This window comes from Sporolactobacillus shoreae (assembly GCF_004684935.1).
In the GTDB taxonomy this organism is placed as follows: Bacteria; Bacillota; Bacilli; order Bacillales; family Sporolactobacillaceae; genus Sporolactobacillus; species Sporolactobacillus shoreae.
Window position 1 is genome coordinate 25,678 of record NZ_SRJD01000021.1, and the last position, 22,663, is coordinate 48,340.

The following is a 22,663-nucleotide window of genomic DNA, read 5'->3' on the forward strand; positions in this document are numbered from 1 at the left end:
TTAAATTAGGCTACGTTTCAATTCAATGTTGTTTTTGCCCTTCGTTGATTGGAGCGGAAGGCGCGAGACTCCTGCGGGATCAGCGAGCCTGGTGAGACCCCGCAACGAGGGTACCGAGTGAGGAGGCTCACGGATCGCCCGCGGAAAGCGAGCGCCTGGAGCGAAAAACAACAGAGAAGTTTAACAAAGCCTTAAATTAAATAAACCGTGCCATGAGGTACTCATCGACATAGTGATCGCCCTCCCACATGGCTTCCTTGTCTTCCCCGTAGATCGAAAAGCCCATTTTTTCGTATGCGCTGATGGCCTGTCTATTTGAAACCATGACATACAGATAAAATTTTTTCACAATTCCTTCATCCTTTGCGATCTCCATCAATCTTTCGATCATTTGGGCAGAAATCCTCTGGCCTCTGTATTCCGGCTTAACATAAACGGCTTCGAGCGTTGCCCGATGGCGCATCTTAGGCAGCGTTTCCTTGACCAGCGTCACGATGCCGATCAGATTGTTGCCATCAAAAGCGCCGACTGTAATGGCATGCTCTCTTGACAGCCGCTCCTCAAATTCGAACAGAGAGTTCTGGATCTCAACACCATATTCCGAAGCAAACGCTTCCGGATTCTTCATCAACGCTTCAAGACGCAGCTCCCTGTATGCGGACGCATCATTTTCAGTTAACGGTTCATATTGAATCATGAGTAGTGCCTCCTGACGCATCGTTCATTTTTTGCTATGTTGGTTTTATTGTTTGCCTGAAAACCGGATCTTATCGATGAAGGTGATCTTAATTGAAGATTTTTGGAATAAAAAAAGAGGACTTGGATTATTTCGTGAGAAAAGGTACCTACGCTGTGATTTTCATAGATCGCATGCAAACGCAGTTGGCGCTTGTTCTACCGGGCGACTGAATTGAACCGGGAGAATCTGATGAACAATGCCTGCGCCGGGAGCTATTGGAAGAAACGGGTTGCGCCATTGATCAGATCTATCTCGGTCATGCGTGCAACTATTTCTTTTCATTACTGCCGGTTCGCAGGCCTATGCTCGGCTCATCCCAGCGATTTCAAGCCCCTGATGTTTCACGCGCATCAAGCGTGGGCGGTCGAACAAGCGCTTCAGAGTACATCCCATTTTTCATAAACTGTGGGATTCAGAGGTAATTTTTTACTTTTCAGCCACTCAACCGCTTTAAGAACGAGCGGAGAAGCACTCTGAATGGTCAGCTCATCAAGACTGACCCACTTTGCTCCGGCCGAGTCCTGTCCTTCAAAAATTTCCGGTTTTTGAAAAGAACCCGTTGTATCATCGATCAGGTAGAAAATGGCGACATGATGCACATCGGACGCTATATCTGTTGAAAAGCTGTGAAGGGTGCGAAGGAATGCGGCAAGCACGGGTGCCGACCGGATCCCAGATATTTGCCACCTGTCGTCCCCCCCGATCATCTTAAAAAGGCCCTGCTCCTGAAAAAATGAGTGCGGGATTCATTGTATCAGCAATTCATGTCCGTTTAAAGTTTCTGCCCCAAAATACCGCCAGCAAAACAAAAAGCATAATACCAGACATTCCGAAACTGACTGAGAAGTTCAGCTTCTCGACCAGCCAGCCCGTAACCGGAAAGAGCATAATCATCGCCACACTGTACAACATGCTGGAAACGCTGAGCAAAGTCGCCCGGCTGGAAGAGGGAATCAACTGGTTAAAGTAATTGCTGAAAATAGGCTGACTGACAGCTCCGAGCGTATTAATACTGATAAAGCAGACAATAAGTGCTGCCAGTTGGCTGGAAAATGAAACAATCAATAGCAAGGACAGCAAAAGCAAGAACCACGTGATCAGTGCGGCTTTTCCGACTCTTTTTTCAATCTGCGGCGCCATTTTTGCCCCTATGATCTGGAATATCGCTGAGACGACGATCAGCATACTGATCTGGATGCCCTTGAACCCATATCGATCCATCAACGACTGAAAGTAAAAAAAGTAAGTTGCCATAATACCCTGGAAAAGCGCAAAAAACAGCATCAAAGAACGTAGCTGCTTATTTTCTTTCAAAAACAATACCGCTTTTTTTAAAATATCCAGATACCCATCCGGTTGATCAGAATGCTGCTTCACCACCGGTTTATCCGGTTCAACCATCAGAATTACGCACACAATAGCCAGCACCGAAACCAGAATCTGAATCCAATAGACTCCTTCAAAATAGCGGTTCACAAACCAGCCCGCAATAAAAACCCCTAATGTATCCGTGAATTCATAGATGGCATTAATGTTAGCGGAAACGCTGATATATTTTTCCCCAGCGTTTAATTTGCGCAATGATTCGTAGACCAGTGCTTCATTGGTCCCGGAATTCAGATTGTACGAAAGTGCCGAAATAATAAAGCCGATCGCGAACCAGACAAAACTGTGTGAAAAAATCATGATGCCGCTGCTGATGACGGCGCACACACGGCCCAAAACAAGACACATCCGATAGCCAAGACGATCTGCAAGTGCGCCGGAGGGCACCTCAAACATGAAGCTGGCCACATGAAAAATGCTTTCCAGCAAACCGACTTCGACGAGTGACATGCCCCTGTGGGTCAGGTAAAGCACCCATAGAGTAGTCACACCAAGAAAAGAGCAAAAAGTGTAGCCGTAATTATAGCGAATGTTATTTTTGAAACTTCTATCTACTAGATTCATTATATTCCCTGCACCAGATTCAAAAAAAAGATTGCCCCTGAGAAAAGAGCAATCCCTTCAGTCATTTCGTAGCTCATGGTTAAAACACCAAACATTTCATATGGGTTTCTTTACATATACAGTACCAAAAAAATCGGAAACAAACCAGAACTCCCATTGTTTATTCATAACTCAATGTCTGCAGCCGCCAGAATGCGCTGGTCACCCTCACCCGGAATCGATGATTAACCCAGTAGGGGTTGAACAGAATCGCCACCGATAATTCAGTCTGCTACCTTTGTAGAGTCAGAAGGATTAACGCCGTCTCCGGTAATGATTCTGTCCGCCACTTTTACAAAATCAGAAGAATGCGTACTATCTCCGGTAATGATTCGATCCGCAACTTGATTTAAAGTTAAAGAACCTGGGGTAAAGAAATACAGATAACTAAACGCAACACTAATGAGTAAAGCTAATTTAAGTTTCATATTTTTTCCCCTCTTTTATCATTTTTCGTACGGATAAGTTTAACTCATAATACTCAATGGCCTCTTCCGCATCTCCCATTTTTTGAAAATAGCGTGCAAAATCAACGGAATAGCTTTCAATGTCCGGGTATAAATTCAATTCTTTTAAAACTGAAAATTCATGATCAATGACTGATTTGTTTCCAAAACCAGGCAGCAACTCTCTTATAAGATTTAATTTGGCAATAAACTCTGCATCATTCCATTGAGAAGCTTTTTTTATCCCCTCCTTATAAACGGATTCCGCTTTGTCCCGCAAACCTCTTTTGACATAAGACTCCATCAGATTAAACAGAGCCTTAGAAACATAGCGGTCATTGAGCATCTGAAACAGCGAATACGCTCGTTTGATATAGGGTTCTGCCTTTTGGTAGAGCGATTGCTGGTTGTAACCTATACCAATGTTAAGACTGACAAATGCGTCAAGCCGCTTATCCTTGGTAATGATGGATGATTTACCGGCTTCCTTGAAAGTACTAATGGCTTTGACAAACTGATATTGATCTAAAAGGTTTCCTGCTACAACAAGTTCAGAGAAAAATGCCTGCCTTGAATAATCAGGATGTTTGTTGTAAATGCTCAATGCCATCTGAGCATAGGCGATCGACAGGCCGGTGTACTGCATTTCATAATAAATCTGCGATAATTTATAAAAACATGTAGCTTTTTCAATCTCATCATTTAACTGATTTACTTTTTCTTCAGCTGCTTTGTAATAAGTAATGGCTGATGAATAATTACGATTCTTAAATTCATACATGCCCTTGAAGAACCAATAATAGTAGCTTAGAATACCGGTTAAATGATCCTCCTTGTTCTCCAACTCTTGGAGTGCGTCAGCGATACTTTCATGACGCTCAATGTTCTGATCGTTTAATCGTGAACGAAAGTCAAGCAGTGAATAATACAATAAAACATTTTGGTCCTCTTCCATGTGCTGAAACATATTCTTAATCTTATTCTGAAGGGCGTGAGATTTCTCTATATCATAGTCCAGAATAGCTTTGTACCACTCATTTAATTGATCAGCAACATCGATGGATGAAATTTTAGTATTTTCCATGTCTCCCCCTTCTCAGCACAGTTTCATAGTACAACAAAATTTTTAAAATGTATGTCGAATCTTGTCTTGTTATTAAAGAAATCTCTTTTTTATATGAACTGCTCGTTTAAAATTGCGATAATCTACATTTTATGGGGCCTACATTTGTTTTTAGAGAAGGGTTTAATTCATAACTAAAACTTCCGGAGATCAAGATACGAGGGAAAAAGCCGCTGCAGAAAAAGCCTGAAATCCTTTCCGTCATAAGGATTTCAGGCTTTTTCTCTTGTTTCCGCACTTGAGCATTGAGTTGTGGGCACACAATATTTTTTTGTGACAAGACCTGTCTCCATATCCCAATGCCGGGAAACGGATCAGTTGGTCTGCTTGTCCAGGAGTTGGAACTTTTCCTTGATTGTATCCGCAGAGTGTTTGAATTTAGTTTCTTCATCATCGGTTAAAGGGAGCGTGGTCACTTCTTCGATGCCATGCTTTCCAATAACAGCCGGCTGACCGACGTAGGTGCCGTACTTCTCACTGTAGCAGGAACAGATGTAAGCGGCCCGGGCATCAGAAAGAACCGCCTGACTCAGCTTCACGGCGCAGGTTGCGATCGCCCAGTTGGTATAATGCTTGCCAACATAAACTTCCCAGCCGCCGCGACGCGCTGCCTCTTCCAGCTCGTCCAGATTCAGGCCCCGCTGTTTGGCCAGCTCTGTGACCGCCAAACCGTTCACCTGAACCGTCGACCAGGCTGTGAACTGGGATTCGCCGTGCTCACCATAGACATAGCCGGACACATTTTTCGGGTCGCAGTTAAATTGGTCTGATACGACTTTCTGCATCCGGGCGGTATCCAGGAACGTTCCGGTCGCAAAGATCTGCTGCTGGCTAAGTCCCGTATTTTCCTGTAAATACTGAGTAATCGCGTCGCATGGATTCATCGTATCGATTGCGACACCGTGAAACCCGGAAGCTTTAATCTTAGGCGCAATGTCTTTGACAATTTCCTTCGTGTATTCGAATTCTGCCCAGCGGTTGCCCTGCGCCTGTTTCTCTTCATAAGCGTGGATGTTGCCGGCGGTGATGAACAGGATGTCGGTATCGGCAAGCTCGCTGTAATCATTGATTTTAATAATCGTCCGTGTTTCGATCCGGCCCTGCATGTCCTGCAAGTCAAGTTGCTCCGCCCGGGCCAGCTTTTCATTTGTGTCGATGATGACTAACTCGTCCGCTATACCCTTGGTAACTAAAGTATAGGCGACTGCCGCACCAACGTGCCCGACACCAATAATTGCATATTTTCTCATAGATATACCCCGTTTCTCTATAGTAATGAAAAAACTTCATCCAATACTATCTTAGCACTTATGCAATCTTCTGAATCAATTGAATTTGTCATTTAGAAGAGGAAATGGCTCTTTTGGGCGGAACTGATTGTAACTGGCCGTTACCACGCCATTAAAAAGCGCCCAATCAGCAATCTGGAATATTTTAAGCTTTCTTTAGCAGGAATTCTGAACGTGAAAGTTAAGAGCATAATGATGATCCGTTTCATCAGAGCTGACCCGTTTAAAATTGCAGTGCTCCAATACTCGAATAGAGCCTGTATTTGTTTTCAGAACCTTGGCGGTAATACCCTTGCAGTTGCGGAATGCTTGCGCCCATTCAGCCAATGTTTGTAAGGCCTCCGTCATCAGCCCTCTCTTTCTGTAACGAGGCGAAATACTGTATCCGACTTCTGAATAACCCCTTTCATCGGGCGACCCTTTAAACCCGATGAAGCCTATTCCTCTGTGACTGTTCTTATCAATGATCAGCCAGTATGTATACCACTCATGTACCTCTTCGTAAACCTTTTTCATTTTCTCTATTTTCTTTGGAACTGCTGCATCAACTAGATCCAGAGCTTCGATATCCACAGCCGTCTCAAGAGCACCCAATTCTTTGTTTTTGATATTCAGAAGTTCATTCAAGGACAGCGGTTTTAAAAATAGTCGTTCCGATTCTAATGTGATCTGCAAACGGATACCTCCTAAAATCATCTTACTTTCTCTCTAAAATATAGCTTCTTTTAAAGAATCCGAATTTCTGATAGAAATCGAGTACACTTTCGTTTCCCGCACAGACACCTATAACAATGCTTCGTGCACGCCTGTATTCGAACCATTCTAGTAGATGATTCATTAGTTCAGCTCCTAAACCATATTGACGGTACTTGCTCTCAATGAATAATGAATCGATCTCTCCATCCAACTCCCCATTTAATGTACCAATACAATAACCGATATAGGTATGGCTTTCTTTATCTTCAATTAAGTCAACATGAACTTCGAGATCTGTGTTTAAGAACTTCTGTTTTCTCTTCTCGAAAGTTAAGCAATCAAATTTATTTGAAAAATGAGTCGAATGGTTTCTATGATAAGTATTCAGCTTTTCCCATAGATTCCTGACATCTTCAAGTAATTCTCTTCCACCGCTGATGAGTTCTAATTGATTCATCAATGCCCCTCCCCGCACCATTTTATGAAATTTGTTATCTCTTCTCCAGTTTTATAATCGTTCTCCCACGTGCCTCGCCTCTCAGCAAGGTCGGGAGAATTTCCGGAAGCCGGTCAATCGTTACCTCACTTTGGACAAAGTGTTCAAGATTTGACGGCTTCCATTCTCTAGCCAGACGCTGCCAGATTTCCCGCCTTGTTTCCATGGGACAGTAAACTGAATCGATGCCTAATAAGCTGATCCCCCGCAGAATGAAGGGAAAAACGGTTGTTGGAATTGTAGCCCCGGCCGTTAATCCGCACACGGCGACCGAACCGCTATATTGAATCTGGCTGAGCAGTGCGGCAAGCGGTTCCCCGCCGACCGGATCAATCGCAGCAGCCCATTTTTGTTTTTGCAACGGTTTTAATGTGCCGTCATAAATGTCGCCGCGATCAATCACGGTTTGCGCGCCGATCTTTTTCAGAAAATTATATTCCGCCTTTTTTCCGGTACTTGCCTCGACGTGATAGCCACCGGACGAAAGAATCGAAACAGCAAAGCTTCCAACGCCGCCGGTTGCCCCTGTGACGAGCACCTTCCCTTTTTCAGAACTTACGTGATTCTCTTCAAGACGCTGAACAGATAAAGCCGCCGTAAACCCGGCTGTACCGATGATCATCGCTTCTCTAAGCGAAAGGCCATCCGGAAGCGGTACGATCCAGTCAGCCGGAATACGAGCGAGCTCGCTGAAACCGCCGAAATGAGAAACGCCGATCCCGTAACTGGTCGCGATCACTCTATCGCCCTCTTTAAAACGAGAATCCTCTGAAGAAAGAACCACGCCGGCTATGTCAACTCCCGGTACAAAAGGGTAGGATGTCACAATACGACCGTCGGGAATGGCGGCCAGGCTGTCTTTATAATTCACCCCGGACCAGCAGACACGTATGAGCACTTCTCCCATTGGCAACGCATCAACTGTCAGCTCTTGAACAGCCACCGAAAAATGTCCTTCCTGTTTATTGACCACAAGCGCATGAAAATGTTTCATAGGTCCTCCTCTAAAGCTGCCATTTATTGTATACTACGATTATTGGACAATTTGGGTCTGATGCCCGCCCGCAATTGATTGAGAAAGAATGAATTGATGAGAGGATCTGAAGGATGGAACACCATAATCAAGTGAAACCTTGGGTTAAAAATGCTTTGATCAGCTCCATCATTTCCGTATGCATCGCTCTGTTCTACATTGCGGGATGTGTGGGTGAACTCTTCGATTATTATATAAAACTGGAACTAATCGTGATTGGCTGCCATCTGATCGTATTTACGATCGTTTTTATTTTTATAACCCGAAAGATCACTCTAAAAGGAAAAATGGATGGCGTGATGTTCTTTGCTTTCCAGGCTTATTCATGGATCGCCTTTTATCTGCTGCTTGCGCTTGATCCCTTTTCCATTTTGGACAGGCGTTTTGGGCCTAATGTCATGCTTATGGTCAATTTAGTACCGCTGAATACAATCATCGATCAATTCTCTCACTATCCTTCGGCCGACTACGCACTGAAGCAAATCTTCGGCAACATCATCGTCCTGGCGCCTCTTTGTTTTTTCCTGCTCTATTTTCGTCGGATTCGTGTCAGGCACGCCTTCCTTGTCCTGTTCCTCTATTCCCTGTCTATCGAGTTCCTTCAATTTCTTTCCGATTTGTTTTTATGGCAGCGCCGGGCAGCAGACATTGACGATGTCATTCTGAATACATTGGGCGCGGCAGTCGGTATCGCCGCATATTACCTTTTTATAGCCATTACTCATCATTTGTCACTTCTTAAAAACCGATTTAAAAAAGACGGGGCGAAACAGCATTTTTGAAAGGATAGATGTTTGAACTGCGGTACAAATCCACGGCAAGACTTATTTTATTCTCGAGAGCATTTCTTTTTCGTAGGTTTCAATCTTCCGATCCAAGTGTTTCAGGTTATCTTCCAATATTTTTTTCTGCTCCAGTATGGATTGCCGATGCAAACGCAGCATTTCCAGCCGTTCCTTCATCGTCTGGTCACCCTCATACCTCAGCTTTGCATACTTTCTTATTTCCCTGATCGGCATCGCTGTCTCTTTCAGTCTTAAGATAAAATCAATCCATGTTTTGTCTTTCTCCGTGTATCTTCTTTGGTTATGGCTGTCTCTCTCGGGGACAATCAATTTTTCCTTTTCATAATAACGAAGTGTATCAATACTCAGTCCGGTTATTTTTGAAAAATTGCCGATCGAAAAAAACACATTAAAGCCTCCCATTTTCCATTTGACATGGAGTAGACTCCAGCATCTACACTTTCAGTATACCAAGAAGGAGGATGAAAAGCATGGAAAAGAGTCGTTATGAAACAGGGCTTGCGAAGTTATCTGAGGTGGACGGTAAAGTAGGGGAGCAGGTCGTGCAATCATTGAAAGATATTGCACCTGATTTGGGAACGTTTATCATTGAATTTGCCTTTGGAGACATTTACACCCGCCCTGCATTGGATTTGAAACAGCGTGAGTGTATCACACTGAGCAGCCTCGCATCGATTGGCGGTACAGAAAATCAGCTGCGCGTACACATCAACGGAGCATTGAATGTCGGTGTCACCCCGCAAGAAATCGCCGAAATTTTTATTCACTGTGTCCCATATGTCGGCTTCCCCAGAGCGTTAAATGCGGTCGCAGTGGCTAAGGAAATCTTTCAGGAAAGGGGAATCATCTAAGAAATAATTTAAGCCATTTGCTCTTGAATCAAAAGCAAATGGCTTTTTTCGCATAATCCGTCTCTTATTCGTTATGGAATATGGAAAGCTTCGAAAAAACGTGGGCACAGTCCATCAGCCGATAATAGCCACAAAGAGGGCACCTGAACTCAGTACAACCCGAAAGGATTTGGTGCAACTTTTGCCCTATTAGGGGCGGCTTTTTGTGAATTAGGAACAACTTTTAATGAGTTAGAAGCGACTTCTAACGAGTTAGGAGCAACTTCTAGCGAGTTAGGAGCGACTTCTAACGAATTAGGAGCAACTTCTAGCGAGTTAGGAGCGACTTGAAGATTCGGGCGAATAATGGAATGATTACATTGAGTAATATCTTTGTTGCTCAGGGGGATGGTTTTATGAGAAGGATTATTCCTAAGAAAATACATATTATAGGCTGCGTTGGAAGTGGGAAGACAACGTTAGCGCGAAATCTTTCACATCAATTTCATATTCCGTTTTATGAACTAGATAATGTGGTTTGGATGAGAAATGAATCTGGAGATATAAAAAGACCGAACGAGGAAAGAGACAAACTTTTGGGTACAATTATTCGTTCTGATGCCTGGATTATTGAAGGGGCTCATTTTCATAACTGGGTATTTCAAAGTTTTGATCATGCGGATTTAATTATATTTTTAGACACCAATGATTCGAAAAGAAAATTTAGAATCATAAAGCGATTTGTCCGGCAAAAACTTGGATTCGAAAAGGCAAATTATAAACCAACTTTTAAAATATTTAAGGATATGTTTAAATGGAATACGAATTTTGAAAATCAAATCAAACCAGAACTGATAAATACGTTAAGTCAGCAATATAAAGACAAGTTGATAACTTTAAGGGATAACATTGAAATTCATAAATACTTTAACTAACGAGGCTTTTGGGACAGCCTTCTGCCATGTCTTACGCAGTAAGGACGGATTTTGCTGAGCTTACCAGAATAAATAAAAAGAGGTACCCATATAGAGACGGATACCTCTTCAGTTTCAGTTTTTATGATTTCGTGCAACAATGAGGAAACGATGCTCATTGGTTTGCACATATCCTTGCTGCTCTATTTGTTTGTGCAGAAAATAGAGTGTATCAAAGCAGCGTTCCACTGAGAATCCAGGAAATTCCCATGAAATGATCTTAGCATAATAGACGAGAGCACCCACATCATAAAAGCGCAAATAAGGAAAACTTTCATAGTGTTGCTCTATTTCAAAGCCCGCTATTTCAAAGTCTCGAGCAACTTGCTTTAAAGTATTATGCGGATAGGGGCGCTGATACTCTGGAATTAATAATTTGGATAAATTATAGTTGTTATCCGCACCAACCTGCTTCGTGATAAACAAACCATTAGGCTTCAATGTCCGTTTAATATCACGAACGTTAATTCCAGTGTGTTGGTTGATGATGATATCAAATACATGATCTTGACATGGAATATCTGCCTCATGATCACTCTTATAAATGTGTATGCCTAATGGTTCCAGATGTTTTTCAATTAACTGCACATTAGGGGGCCATGCCTCTGTAACTGACGTTTTTTGATACGGATGATGCAAAGAAAGCAAGAACTCCCCGCCACCCGTTCCCATATCAAGCAACTGATCATTGGGATTTAAATGGGCTAATACTATTTCTCGATAGTTCCATGGCAAATTCTCACTTTTCCATCTTCCTCTAAGATGCGAAAAATCCCATCCATGAAAATCAGCTTGTTCTTCTTGTTGCCACAATTTTTTTAAAGTATGTTTATCCATAACTACGCCTCCGCTTAGTATTTATTACACGGAACGGTGCAGTTAACTGCTCACACGTTTTTATTCTTTTCTACATTACTCGATTCAGTCTGTAAGCAGATTAAATTAATTGCACCGAGTAGTTACCTAGTTTTAGAATCATTTGACAACCTCCCATTTCATGATCATAGTAACATATTATTCGCAATAAAGAGTGTTACCCTAATGTTCTTTTTGATTTCATCTATTCGTTTCGTTCTTGCGTTGTTCTCGTCTACTGACAATGGGGTCGTACTGCGCAATTATTAATAAAGCCCTCTCATTAATGAGAAGACTCTTGAAAACCAATTATTTTTTAGTTAACCATTCCTTGGCTAACATTGCATACTCAAAGGTGTCGATCCATAATGGATTTCCTTTTTCGTCACACTTAAAAAATATATTTTGAATCAAATGACCTTCTCGTCTCATGTTTAAACGTTCTAATAATTTCCATGAAGGTGTATTTTTAGGATTGCACATTGCCACAATTCTTCGTGCATTTAATTGTTCAAAACCATATTGCATTATTCTTTTGCTACTCTCAGTAGCGTAACCCTTGCCATAGTACAACGGATTAAAAACAAACCCAATTTCCCATGTGAGAAATTCTTGAGGTTCCTGTCGTTGAAAATAGACATTTCCAATTAACTTATTGTTTTCTTTCAAGCAAACAGCCCAAAAAGCATCTTGTGCTGAGCGATAAATTGCTTCTTTTTTGCAGTCACTTTCATTATAAACTTCATAAGGTTCATATTTGACGACACTTTCTTTTGAAAGATAGTCATATAGCTCTTTCCAATCTCCAGGGGTGAACTTTCTAATAATTAATCTTTCTGTTTCCAGTATTGTCATCTTATCCATCCTCTTTTAATGGAGGAATGGACAAACATTTTATTCATCTTAATTCCTCCGATTCAGTCGGAGAGCCACCTCTTATTTTTCATAATACAATCACTCCTTTCATTCATTATTTGTTAACCTATCCCGACCATAGATAACCCAGATATTGTAAACCAGCGTGAGTTGGTTGTATATGGTTTAATTTAATTTTGTGTTAAAATATCTCAAAATGAATGTTGTACAGTACCCGTCAACTGCTTAGTAATGATGTACTGTGTAATGAATTTAGGCTTATTAAAACCTCCGTCCTCACCCGGACGGAGGTTTAATACTTTATTCAATAACTTAACTTACTTTGAGCAAAAATAATCTAAGTTCATTGCCTCCCTGACTTCCCTCATTGTTTCTTTTGCCACTTTGCGAGCTCTTTGGGTTCCCGCTATGAGGATTTCATCAACGATCTCAGGTTTTTTCAAATAATCTGCCCTCCGTTGCCTCATTGGCTCCAACAAATGATTGATACTTAGTGCAATTTTTTTCTTACACTCCATACAACCGATTGTCCCTTTTTTGCAGCTTTCACATATTTCATCCGCACCCTCAGAACGAAAAATGCGATGATAGGCATAAATTGGACAAACTTCAGGATGGCCGAGATCGTTTTTATGGACACGTGCAGGATCAGTTTTTGCATTCTTGATTTTTTCGTTAACATCCTGCTCTGTTGTGTCTAATTGAATCGCGTTTCCCAGACTCTTACTCATTTTGTTGTTTCCGTCCAGTCCAACTAAGCGAGGAACCTCACTAATGAGTGCCTCTGGTTCGATCAAAACCGGATGATACAACTGATTGAAGCGTCGCACGATTCTTCTTGTTTGTTCAATGTGCGGTAGCTGATCATCACCAACAGGAATTAACTTTGCTTTACAAAAGGTGATGTCTGCCGCCTGACTAACCGGATAACCAAGGAACCCATAGTATAAATCCTTATATCCATGCGCTTCAGCTTCAGATTTAGTAGTTGGGTTATGGCGTAATGCACTTACAGTTACAAACATTGAGTAGTAAACAGTTAGTTCAGCAATTTCGGGGATTAGTGACTGAACAAAAATTGTTGATTTCTCAGGGTCAATGCCTGAAGCTAAGTAATCCATGGTTATATTTCGTACATTTTTCTTAAGCATTTCCGGTTTATCAAAATGTGTCGTCAAAGCTTGTACATCAGCAAGTTCAATAAATATGTCGTAGTTGTTCTGTAATTCAACACGATTTTTTAAACTCCCAACATAATGACCAAGGTGAAGTTTTCCGGTGACGCGATCTCCTGTTAGTACTCTTTCGTCCATAAAATACCCTCCTTAAAATTTTTCTTGAAAAACCTAAATATTTGGAGCACCACCAGCCATCATCCAAAGCCATCACCTCCTTCAAACACATCAAAAAACCTCATCCACAAAGGACGAGGTTTCGTTATGCCACCTTTTTTTACTCATAAAAATGCATGTAATTAAGTACAGAAAGAGTTGTCTCCCTCGATACTCCTCTCTTGGTAACGGAGAGAGACTCCCGTCATCCGCATACTTCTGTCACTTGGACAGTTTGAGCAGAGCGATTCAGAAGACCATTCGGTATCAGATAAGGACCGACTCGCACCGACCGCCGGCTCTCTGTAACCTTACTATTGAAACCTACTTACTCTTCCTCATAATCTTTAATCAGGACTCAATTTAATTTTTACTCTATGTCTAATATCTCTAGAAGTCAAGCGATGAAATAATACCTCCATCTCCGTAAGTTAGATGCACAGTGGGCATATATTGTACAGTATTCGTCAGTTCGCATTAAACACCCACTCGCACAGCCCACTAACTTAGATGATGGCTTTGTAAAAGCATCCTGTATCTCTCTATGATCGGAATAGTTAATTTTGTGATTGTCTGTTCAGGCGATCAACTTCTTCGTTAATTTTCGAATGACCAATTGGGGCAAACAGAGGTTCAGCCTTTTCAGGAATTTGTTCCGGGCAATCGATCATTTTCCATACAAATGGATCCAGGTGAAGAAATTGACCAAGCTTCTCACTGGAAAATGGGAGAAAGGGGGAAAGTAGTTGAGCAAGATTTGCAAGACTGAAAAGACAAGTATTCAGAGTCTGATAAGTGCTCACTTTATTGACGTGAACTGTATTCCATGGCTGTTTTTCATCAAAATATTTATTTAACCTTCTTATAAACGAGAACAGTTCATTCAGTGCTTCTTTAATCTGTGCTTTTTCAATCAGACGACCTGTTTTCACATAAATCGCTTCTACAGATTGTCTCATCTCCGGATCGACACTGCTTGTTCTGATCTTGAAGTCATCTAATTTCTCAATGAATTTCAGCGTTCGATTGACCAAGTTTCCATAGGCACCCAGAAGCTCTCCATTATGGCTCTCTATGAATGCACGCCATGAAAAATCTGCATCATGCGACTCGGGCGCATTAATCAGCATGAAATAGCGGATACTGTCTGCATCGTAACGGGAAAGAATATCGGGAATCCAAACAGCCCAGTTGCGGCTTGTCGAGAGCTTCTTTTTTTCAAGGGTAACATATTCATTGGACACAAGGTTTGTTGGCAGTGCCTTTTTTCCAAGGCCCAATAAGATCGCAGGCCAGATAATCGTATGAAATGGAATATTGTCCTTTCCCTGAACATAATAAGAGATGGTCTTTTCATCCCAGAACTCAGAGATATCTTTGCCCGTTTCCTGTGCCCAGCACTCACTGGCCGAATAATAGCCGGATACCGCTTCAATCCAAACATAGACTTTCTTGTCCTCAAACCCCTTGACCGGGACGGGCACCCCCACCGGTAAGTCACGAGTCACTGCACGATCCTGCAAACCTTCATCCAAGTAGCGACGAGTCAGCTGAATGGCATTCTCCCGCCAGTCTCCTTTCTCCTCTGCCTTTGCCAATAGTTGCCTGAGCTGCGGTTCAAACTGACTTAAGGCAAAATACAGATGACTGACATTGCGAAGTTCAGGCGTGTGGCCGCATATCTTACATGTTGGCTGCAGTAAATCAGTCGGATCAAGAATTGTTGAGCAGGCCTCGCACTGATCACCACGGGCGTGAGCACCGCAGTGCGGACAGACTCCTTCTACATAGCGATCAGGCAGGAACTGCTGACAATGTGTACAGTACATTTGTTTTGTTTCCTTGAGGTAAATATAGCGATGATCATACAGTTGTTTGAAAATTTGCTGCACAATCCTGTGGTGAAGCGGTGTATCCGTTCGTGTATAGCAATCATACGTAAAACCCAGTTTTTCAAAGCATGCCACAAAAGATTGATGGTATCGATCGGCAATCACTTTCGGCGAAACACCCTCCTGCCTCGCTCGAATCGTAATAGGCGTGCCATTGCAGTCGCTGCCGGATACGTACAGTACTTTTTCGCCTTTCAAACGATAGTAACGAGCAAGACAATCCCCCGGAAGTAAGCTGGACAGATGCCCCAGGTGAAGCTCACCATTGGCATACGGCCAGGCCCCTGCGATTAATACAGCCATTTCTCATTCCTCCTTAATTAAAAATCCCCGTTCTTCTGCATTTTGCAAAAGGACGGGGATATTATCCACGTGGTACCACCTGATTTTACCGGTCATTCACACTACCGGCCTTAAAAGTACAGGCATTGAAACGCCTAATACTCGGGTTTTGTTAACGGAAACCACTCCGTCATCTTTAGCCATGCTTCCGTTAAAACATGGTTCAATTTGATCGCTCAGAGGCCATCTTTCAGCGTATGAACTTTGCTTCTCTCACCCAATCGAAGCTCTCTGTGGAAAGTCATACTGCCTACTTCTTCTCGTCATTGCCAAGATTTTAATTTGTATTCAATTATAGTCACCACGTAATTGGAATGCAATGTCAGTTTCATATTGTACACTTTGCAACTTTCACGAAACAAGTACAGACTACACACCATCAAATGAATCACGCATTTTGTCATCCATGAGAAAGGACCCTTTGAACTCAGAAATCAGCGATAACAGCCTTTTTTAGGCTAAACTTGACACTGTAAAGATAATCAGATATGATCTTTACAGTGTCAAGTTTATGGAGGAATAAAAAATGACCAACAAACCCTACCACCATGGAAATTTGCGGAATTCACTAATTGAGGCTGGAATCAAACTCATCAACCAAGAAGGAACAAGACAATTCTCTTTAAGAAAGGTCGCAGTATTATGTGGCGTAAGTCATGCAGCGCCTTACAGCCATTTTAAAAATAAGGAAGAATTATTGAAAGCAATGCAAGATCATGTAAGAGAACAGCTCATGGAACTATTGGAGAACACGATTCAATCCTGTTCCAATTCTAACAGTCCCTATTTACTAGTTCAAATGGGGAAATCCTATGTTATGTTTTTTATTAAAAATCCGCACTATTTCCCGTTTTTATGTTCCCAACTCTGTATGGAGATTAATCTATCAATGGATGACGACGGGACGAAAAACTTCCCTCCGTTTGAACTTTTTAAAACCACTGCATTTCATGTGTTAAGAGAGATGGGTCTACCTGAAGACAAATTAAAAGATACCATAATATCTATGTTTGCAACCGTACACGGGCTTGCTTCCATCACAACGATGAAAAATGTTCATTATGACGAGGATTGGGAAACAAAGATTGAGGACATTATTTGGAACAAATAGAAGTACTAGCGTTTCAGCCTGATATCGGAGGAGAAGAAATGGCAAAAACTTTTATTAAGAAATTCACTATCCCCAAATTTTGGCGAGTGGTGGGACGAATCATGCTGATCTTACTTTCCCTTTTGTTGGCTTGCATTCTCATTGTTGTCAGCGTACTGTTTGCCTGGAGTCCTGGCAAGCCAGCTCCATTTCTTAATGAGAGCGGAAAAGTGCTCAAAGGAAGCATCTCCGAAAAAATCTATGTGAATATCAATGGCGTAAAGCAAGGGATGTTCATTGAGAGTAAAAACAAAGCGAACCCGGTGCTGCTTTTCCTGCATGGGGGTCCTGGCATGCCTGAGTATGCGTTTACCCAGAAATATCCTACCAGTCTTGAGAACTATTTTACTGTCTGCTACTGGGAGCAGCGCGGTAGCGGACTCTCCTATAGCGCCGATATCTCACCCAAGACTATGACGGCGGAGCAATTGGTGTCCGACACATTGGCGGTAACCAACTACCTGCGCAAGCGCTTTGGGCAAGAAAAAATTTATCTTATGGGACACTCGTGGGGTTCCTTTCTGGGCATGCAGGCTGCGGCACGTGCTCCACAGCTGTACCACGCCTACATTGGCATGGGGCAAGTTTCACAGCAATTTGAGTCGGAAAAGATGGCATACACCTATATGCTTGGACGGTATAAAGCAACCGGTAATGAAAGAATGGTGAAAAAGCTGGAGGCATACCCTATTACTAAATCTGATGGTGCGTTGAATTCATATCTATCATCTTCATTGCGTGACGAAGCAATGCATGATCTTGGCATTGGAACGACGCACCGTATGAAATCGGTAATTACCGGTATTTTCTTGCCGGTAATGCAGTGTCGGGCGTATACATTGAGTGAAAAAATAAACATATGGCGTGGGAAGGCATTTTTGAATAATTCCACCGATCTGCGCAAACAAATGTATACGACAGATTTGAGCGTAAAAGTGCCGAAACTTGATATCCCTGTCTATTTTTTCAGCGGCAAATATGACTATACCGTTTCGCATACGTTGGCAAAGAAATATTTCGATAAATTACAGGCACCCATGAAAGGTTTCTACACATTTGATCATTCAGCACATAGTCCTTTGTTTGAAGAACCAGCCAAATTTGTGCGTATTATGCGAGAGGATGTGCTGAACGGAACAGTCGACCATGCCGACTCACATACCAAGTAGATCCTGAATTTTCGAACTCCCGCTCTGGAGTATCATCATGAATTATAGAAACGGGTGGGTTGAGGATGGCAAGGTTTTTGATGCGCTATCTTCTGATGGTGAGGCCGTTGTCACACTTTTGATTATGCGACACCAGAAAGTATAGGGTTCAGTTGATGTCCCTTTACCGATGCAATAGCAATCTACTTGATTCTTGTAATTTAGATTTTTTCTTCATAACTATTACGTGGTGTACCATCAACTATGACATAAAGACAGACTGCACACCATCAAGTGAATCACGCATACATCATCACTCAGCTGAAAGAGCAGTGATTTTTTTAACAATTTCCCGTTCCACGTCGCCATTCATGGAAATACTTTCCGTTGTGAGTATCGATAATTCCTCATGATAGCCGCGTGAGAGGCGTGAGTAAACATTGATATGTCATTTGTGTCATTTCCAAAGGGCGAAGGTTTTGGTCATTCAATTTCTGCTTGTTTATATTTATCTTTTCATGATACGATACCGTATCAGGGATGCGAAGGAGTGCTATAAATGGAAGAAAAAAAAGTTACGTGGTTAGAACTTTTTTATGACCTGCTATTTGTGGCGGCAGTTGGAACGGCTACACATGCATTACTTCATGTTGAAAAGGGATCTATTCATCCGGAATATTTATTGAAGTTTGCTCTAATGTTTATCCCGATATGGTGGTCTTGGACTGGGCAAACATTATTTAATAATCGGTTTGGGCAAGATTTATTGAACCAACGCATTTTTATGATTCTTCAAATGTTGTTTGTCCTTATTATGACATCCAGCTTATCGATCGATTTTGACCAATACTATCTCTCTTTTCTGATTGGCTACATTGGTCTAAGAGCACTTACAGCCATCCAATATTTAGTTGTACAGAACTCTGAAGCTGGGGATAAAAAAAGGGTTGCTCTTTTTTTAGGAAAATATTTTTGGATTGGGGTCATCATCTCATGTCTCTCAATCTTTTTTGATTCATGGATTCGGTACGCTGTGTTATACATAGGGATTCTTGTCGATATTTTGGTGCCTATTTTAGGACGCAAATGTCTGGAGAAAATCCCAACCAATACGGCCCACTTATTAGAACGGTTTGGTTTATTGACATTAATTCTTTTTGGAGAATCGGTTGTCAGCACCTTGTTTGTGCTACAGCCGCAAAAGGGTAATTGGAATTCGATTTCATTTTCGATCATTTCATTTATCCTTATTATTTCGATGTGGTGGCAGTATTTTGATAATTTAGAAAAAAAGGTCAACAAGTCGATCCAGAGCACAGGTCAAACGGTTATTTACGGACACCTATTCATTCTAATGTCCTTGAGCATGATCGCAGCATCGATCAAACTGATGTTTTTACATGAGGTTCATTATTCCTTTATCTTATATTTTGTATTTATTTCCGCAATCCTTTATTTCATTGCAACTACCGTCGTTTTTCACCGATACAGGTATGAACAGCACCGTTTGAAAATTTATCATTTAGGGCTATTTTTAGGGATATTAGCTACTTTCTTCGTTATTGATTTGATCATGGTCGTTCCAAACATTGTCATCATTGGGGAATTAACCGTGTTTTTTATCATCTATGCTAAGTTAACAACGACGTGACGCAATAGAAATCGTGCAGCCGGGCTTTTTTACCCGGCTCTTATTAGTTTATCGATCATTTCTATTTATGACGTTAAATTGACTAACCATTTTACCAGTTCTCCTACCCATTCAGCTTTTACTGCCATTCGTCACCGAACTTGGCAATTTTGGCCGCTAATTTATTATTGCAATCTAGCATGAAAAGCTGCTTGAATAAACACCTATTTAGTACATAATCATGAGCCACTTCTTTTTATGATTCATTGAAACTATCCGCGAGAAACAACGTACTTAAAAGAGGTACAAAAAGCGAAAACTTTTTGCGTTTTCAATCCCTCCCCTTTTTTGCATCAATTAGGGATTATGCACGAATCACAATGCGTGAGTTCATTGTTTTTTCCAAAATAAACCATTTTCACTGTATTAAAACGGACTATGCGATTCATCCATCAACAACTGTGTCAATTTTTTGTCCGACGCAGGCCTTTTTTCAGAGCCAATTGCTGCAATTTACTGAACAATTGGCTTACGCAAAATTCTGAGTAAGCATAAATGACCAAGAGGCGAAGGAGCATGAATTTGAAAATAAAACAGTTGAACAAGGCTACACGGTATACTGATTTTCGGGAAATGATTTACGCGAGTGCAAAGAAGTTCAGGAAAAAGCCTGCCTTTCAGATTAAGATAGGAAATGGAAGCTACCGGTATGTGACTTATTCTCAATTTAAAGAGGGGTACAGAGCTCTGGGCACGCATTTTCTCAATCTTGGCCTGCGTGGTAAGCGAATCGCAGTCGTCGGAAAAAACAGCTACGGATGGGTACTGCATTATACATGCGCCGCTACAGTCGGCGTTGTTGTTCCAATCGATCGTGAACTGTCCCCGGAAGATATGTATCACTTCATTATCAGTGCCGACTGCACGGCGGTGTGCGCGGATAGAGAGTTACTCGAACAACTGAAACCGATGATCGGCAGTGAATTATTGCTTTTGTCTTTGCAGGATACCCTGCCGCCCATGCCTGCGAATGATACGCGCATTGACACCCTTCCGATTGCTGAAGAAGAAATGAATGTGCTGATTTTCACTTCAGGCACAGCCGGAAAACCAAAAGGGGTGTGCCTTTCTCAAAAGAATATTTGTGCGAATATTTTTTCGACCTCGCAAATTGTAAAGATCACGTCACGCGACAAAACTCTTTCAATCCTGCCCCTTTGTCATACGTACGAGTGCACCTTAGACTGCCTGCTTATTCTGTCGCGCGGAGCGTGCATTGCTTACGCGGACAGTCTGAATGCCATACGCCGCAACATCCTTGAATACAGGCCGACCATTCTCGTCGTCGTTCCCGCGCTGCTACAGCTTCTAGACAAACGGATTCACGCAGCAATCTTAAAGGATTGTCCGGCCAAGTATCAAGCAAAGTTCAAAAATTCTTCCATTTCAATAGCACTACGAGATTTTCCTGCGCTCGCAAGAATGGTCATTCGTCGAAAAGTGAAGAAATCGCTTGGGGGTAAAATTCATACGTGCATTGTCGGCGGGGCCGATCTCTCCTCTGCTGTGGTAGAGGATTTTCTGGCGCTTGGTATTCGGGCTCTGCAAGGCTACGGGCTCACTGAATCCGCTCCTCTGCTGGCGGGAAATAATGATTTTTATTTCAACGCCCAATCCACCGGTGTTGCGATTCCTGGTGTCGAATTGATGATAGATAGCCCAAATGAAGCCGGTGTCGGCGAAATTCTTGCCAAGGGCGATAACATCATGCTGGGTTACTATAACGATCCGGTGGCAACGGCCAACACTTTCACCAACGGCTATCTCCGGACAGGTGATTTGGGATGCATCGACAGTGACGGAGCTTTGTATATCAAAGGGCGTATGAAGAACGTGATCGTAACAGCTAACGGCAAAAACATTTATCCCGAGGAATTAGAGGCGCGGCTCTTGGAAAAGGATACGATCAGTGAGGCTCTTATTCTTACTGGGAATGATCGTAATGGAGGCGCCTGCGTGAAGGCCAAAATATTTCCGGATTTTGATTGCATTGCCAAAATAATCGGCCATCTGCCTGCAAAAGAAGAAATACAAGCCATGGTAAAATCGATTGTTGATGAAGTGAACAACAAAATGCCGGATTATAAACACATCCGCGTGTTTGAAGTTCTTGAAAAAGAATTTGAAAAAACAACGACAAGGAAAATCAGACGATATGGTATGAATCTCACCTGATGGCATCTGGCGAAAAGAATCCCATCTACTGAAAGAGAACAGCCCGTACGCATTCAATAGATAAAATCTCTCCATCTTTTTTCTTCAGAGAACTTTTTAGCGCTGTTTCAGTCATGCGCGTAAAAGTTCTCTTTTTTCTTTTCGGCTTTTCTATGTAGAATGAGCCAATATCAATTGAGCTTGGGTCCATCGTTTTGGTAACTCAAAGATTTATCGTTAATAAAACATTGAAAATTACTTTTGAAATTAAGAGGAGGTTTGAATATTAATTTAAGAAGTACTAACACCAAAACCCCACCAATATGACAAGGGAGAAGTTGTTGAATGACAGTAGGATGTTTCGTTATTCTGTTTCGCAGTAAACACGCCCTAAGCCGTCCAAAACTCAAAAATTTGAATATCCGTTTTACCTAATTTCATTATTTTACTTTTCTCCTTTCCCAGAGTCGTAAAGCTCGTGCAGTGGTTAAAGATCAAAATTGATAAGCTGAAAGAGCAGTTATTTTCTTAACAATTTCCTGTTCCACGTTGTCCTTCATAGAAATACGTTCCGTTGCAAGTATCGATAATTCCTCATGATATCCGATCATTACAGCGTGAGAAGCGTGAGTAAACATTGATACGTCATTTGCGTCATTTCCAAAAGCGACGTAAGCTGTAATTGTCAATTGAAAAATCCCCCACATCGTCATTAAAAATTCCCCCACCTTATATTTGATTAAGCAGGGAAATTGAAATCCAAAAGTTAAAACGGATCTAATCCCAGTTGAAGATTTTCCCTTT

Annotated in this window: 23 protein-coding genes and 1 other annotated feature; of the genes, 8 read left to right on the forward strand and 15 right to left on the reverse strand. The window is 41.9% G+C overall.

What is annotated here, in order from left to right; all coding sequences use genetic code 11:
• Window positions 1-196: 196 nt before the first annotated feature.
• On the reverse strand, window positions 197-697 hold the full coding sequence (locus E4665_RS14695) for a GNAT family N-acetyltransferase (RefSeq protein ID WP_167815218.1): 501 nt from the start codon (window positions 695-697) through the stop codon (window positions 197-199).
• A gap of 212 nt (window positions 698-909) precedes the next feature.
• On the opposite strand from E4665_RS14695, the gene E4665_RS18860 reads away from it, so the two are divergent.
• Entirely contained in the window at window positions 910-1,161 is a 252-nt protein-coding gene (locus E4665_RS18860) for an NUDIX domain-containing protein (RefSeq protein WP_167815219.1), read from the forward strand.
• Here E4665_RS18860 and E4665_RS14700 read toward each other — a convergent pair.
• The 8 genes from E4665_RS14700 to E4665_RS14735 all read right to left on the reverse strand — a co-directional run bounded on the left by E4665_RS14700 (window position 1,117) and on the right by E4665_RS14735 (window position 7,772).
• Window positions 1,117-1,446 carry an NUDIX hydrolase gene (locus E4665_RS14700; RefSeq protein WP_135349554.1) on the reverse strand — a complete coding sequence of 110 codons (330 nt, stop codon included), beginning with the start codon at window positions 1,444-1,446 and terminating at the stop codon, window positions 1,117-1,119. The genes E4665_RS18860 and E4665_RS14700 overlap by 45 nt on opposite strands.
• 55 nt (window positions 1,447-1,501) lie before the next feature.
• Window positions 1,502-2,689 carry an MFS transporter gene (locus E4665_RS14705; RefSeq protein ID WP_135349555.1) on the reverse strand — a complete coding sequence of 396 codons (1,188 nt, stop codon included), beginning with the start codon at window positions 2,687-2,689 and terminating at the stop codon, window positions 1,502-1,504.
• Window positions 2,690-2,952: 263 nt separating this feature from the next.
• Window positions 2,953-3,156, reverse strand: a complete 204-nt coding sequence (locus E4665_RS14710) for a hypothetical protein (RefSeq protein ID WP_135349556.1) — start codon at window positions 3,154-3,156, stop codon at window positions 2,953-2,955.
• A complete protein-coding gene (locus tag E4665_RS14715) occupies window positions 3,146-4,258 on the reverse strand; it encodes a response regulator aspartate phosphatase (protein ID WP_135349557.1) in 1,113 nt (370 codons plus the stop codon). Before E4665_RS14715 ends, E4665_RS14710 begins: the two co-directional genes overlap by 11 nt.
• A gap of 353 nt (window positions 4,259-4,611) precedes the next feature.
• The gene (locus tag E4665_RS14720) at window positions 4,612-5,547 is read right to left on the reverse strand and encodes an L-lactate dehydrogenase (protein ID WP_135349558.1); all 936 of its coding nucleotides are present in this window, start codon (window positions 5,545-5,547) and stop codon (window positions 4,612-4,614) included.
• A gap of 195 nt (window positions 5,548-5,742) precedes the next feature.
• A complete protein-coding gene (locus E4665_RS14725) occupies window positions 5,743-6,261 on the reverse strand; it encodes a GNAT family N-acetyltransferase (RefSeq protein WP_206663587.1) in 519 nt (172 codons plus the stop codon).
• Window positions 6,262-6,283: 22 nt separating this feature from the next.
• On the reverse strand, window positions 6,284-6,739 hold the full coding sequence (locus E4665_RS14730) for a GNAT family N-acetyltransferase (RefSeq protein WP_135349560.1): 456 nt from the start codon (window positions 6,737-6,739) through the stop codon (window positions 6,284-6,286).
• Between the two features lie 34 nt (window positions 6,740-6,773).
• On the reverse strand, window positions 6,774-7,772 hold the full coding sequence (locus E4665_RS14735) for an acrylyl-CoA reductase family protein (RefSeq protein ID WP_135349561.1): 999 nt from the start codon (window positions 7,770-7,772) through the stop codon (window positions 6,774-6,776).
• A gap of 113 nt (window positions 7,773-7,885) precedes the next feature.
• Between E4665_RS14735 and E4665_RS14740 the strand changes: the two genes are divergently transcribed.
• Entirely contained in the window at window positions 7,886-8,593 is a 708-nt protein-coding gene (locus E4665_RS14740; RefSeq protein ID WP_135349562.1) for a VanZ family protein, read from the forward strand.
• A gap of 42 nt (window positions 8,594-8,635) precedes the next feature.
• Here the strand turns inward: E4665_RS14740 and E4665_RS14745 are convergent, their stop codons facing one another.
• Window positions 8,636-9,004 (reverse strand): MerR family transcriptional regulator, encoded by a 369-nt coding sequence (locus E4665_RS14745; RefSeq protein WP_135349563.1) that lies wholly within the window; start codon window positions 9,002-9,004, stop codon window positions 8,636-8,638.
• Between the two features lie 83 nt (window positions 9,005-9,087).
• Between E4665_RS14745 and E4665_RS14750 the strand changes: the two genes are divergently transcribed.
• Window positions 9,088-9,468, forward strand: a complete 381-nt coding sequence (locus tag E4665_RS14750) for a carboxymuconolactone decarboxylase family protein (protein WP_135349564.1) — start codon at window positions 9,088-9,090, stop codon at window positions 9,466-9,468.
• A 395-nt stretch (window positions 9,469-9,863) separates the two neighbouring features.
• Entirely contained in the window at window positions 9,864-10,382 is a 519-nt protein-coding gene (locus E4665_RS14755) for an AAA family ATPase (RefSeq protein ID WP_135349565.1), read from the forward strand.
• A 114-nt stretch (window positions 10,383-10,496) separates the two neighbouring features.
• Here the strand turns inward: E4665_RS14755 and E4665_RS14760 are convergent, their stop codons facing one another.
• The 4 genes from E4665_RS14760 to metG form a co-directional block, all read right to left on the reverse strand.
• Window positions 10,497-11,258 (reverse strand): class I SAM-dependent methyltransferase, encoded by a 762-nt coding sequence (locus E4665_RS14760; protein ID WP_135349566.1) that lies wholly within the window; start codon window positions 11,256-11,258, stop codon window positions 10,497-10,499.
• 327 nt (window positions 11,259-11,585) lie between these two features.
• Window positions 11,586-12,131 (reverse strand): GNAT family N-acetyltransferase, encoded by a 546-nt coding sequence (locus tag E4665_RS14765; protein ID WP_135349567.1) that lies wholly within the window; start codon window positions 12,129-12,131, stop codon window positions 11,586-11,588.
• 338 nt (window positions 12,132-12,469) lie between these two features.
• Window positions 12,470-13,465 (reverse strand): tryptophan--tRNA ligase, encoded by a 996-nt coding sequence (trpS, locus tag E4665_RS14770; protein WP_135349568.1) that lies wholly within the window; start codon window positions 13,463-13,465, stop codon window positions 12,470-12,472.
• A gap of 106 nt (window positions 13,466-13,571) precedes the next feature.
• Window positions 13,572-13,834: a binding site (T-box leader), on the reverse strand.
• Window positions 13,835-14,040: 206 nt separating this feature from the next.
• On the reverse strand, window positions 14,041-15,678 hold the full coding sequence (metG, locus tag E4665_RS14775) for a methionine--tRNA ligase (RefSeq protein WP_135349569.1): 1,638 nt from the start codon (window positions 15,676-15,678) through the stop codon (window positions 14,041-14,043).
• A gap of 565 nt (window positions 15,679-16,243) precedes the next feature.
• On the opposite strand from metG, the gene E4665_RS14780 reads away from it, so the two are divergent.
• The 4 genes from E4665_RS14780 to E4665_RS14795 all read left to right on the forward strand — a co-directional run bounded on the left by E4665_RS14780 (window position 16,244) and on the right by E4665_RS14795 (window position 21,880).
• Entirely contained in the window at window positions 16,244-16,828 is a 585-nt protein-coding gene (locus E4665_RS14780) for a TetR/AcrR family transcriptional regulator (protein ID WP_135349570.1), read from the forward strand.
• A gap of 38 nt (window positions 16,829-16,866) precedes the next feature.
• Window positions 16,867-18,036: an alpha/beta fold hydrolase gene (locus E4665_RS14785; RefSeq protein ID WP_206663588.1), complete on the forward strand. Its 1,170-nt coding sequence runs from the start codon at window positions 16,867-16,869 to the stop codon at window positions 18,034-18,036.
• Between the two features lie 538 nt (window positions 18,037-18,574).
• Window positions 18,575-19,666, forward strand: a complete 1,092-nt coding sequence (locus E4665_RS14790) for a low temperature requirement protein A (RefSeq protein ID WP_135349571.1) — start codon at window positions 18,575-18,577, stop codon at window positions 19,664-19,666.
• Window positions 19,667-20,221: 555 nt separating this feature from the next.
• Entirely contained in the window at window positions 20,222-21,880 is a 1,659-nt protein-coding gene (locus tag E4665_RS14795; protein WP_241654893.1) for an AMP-binding protein, read from the forward strand.
• 473 nt (window positions 21,881-22,353) lie between these two features.
• Here the strand turns inward: E4665_RS14795 and E4665_RS18565 are convergent.
• On the reverse strand, window positions 22,354-22,663 hold a 310-nt coding region (locus E4665_RS18565), incomplete at its 5' end, for an HAD hydrolase family protein (protein WP_241654895.1).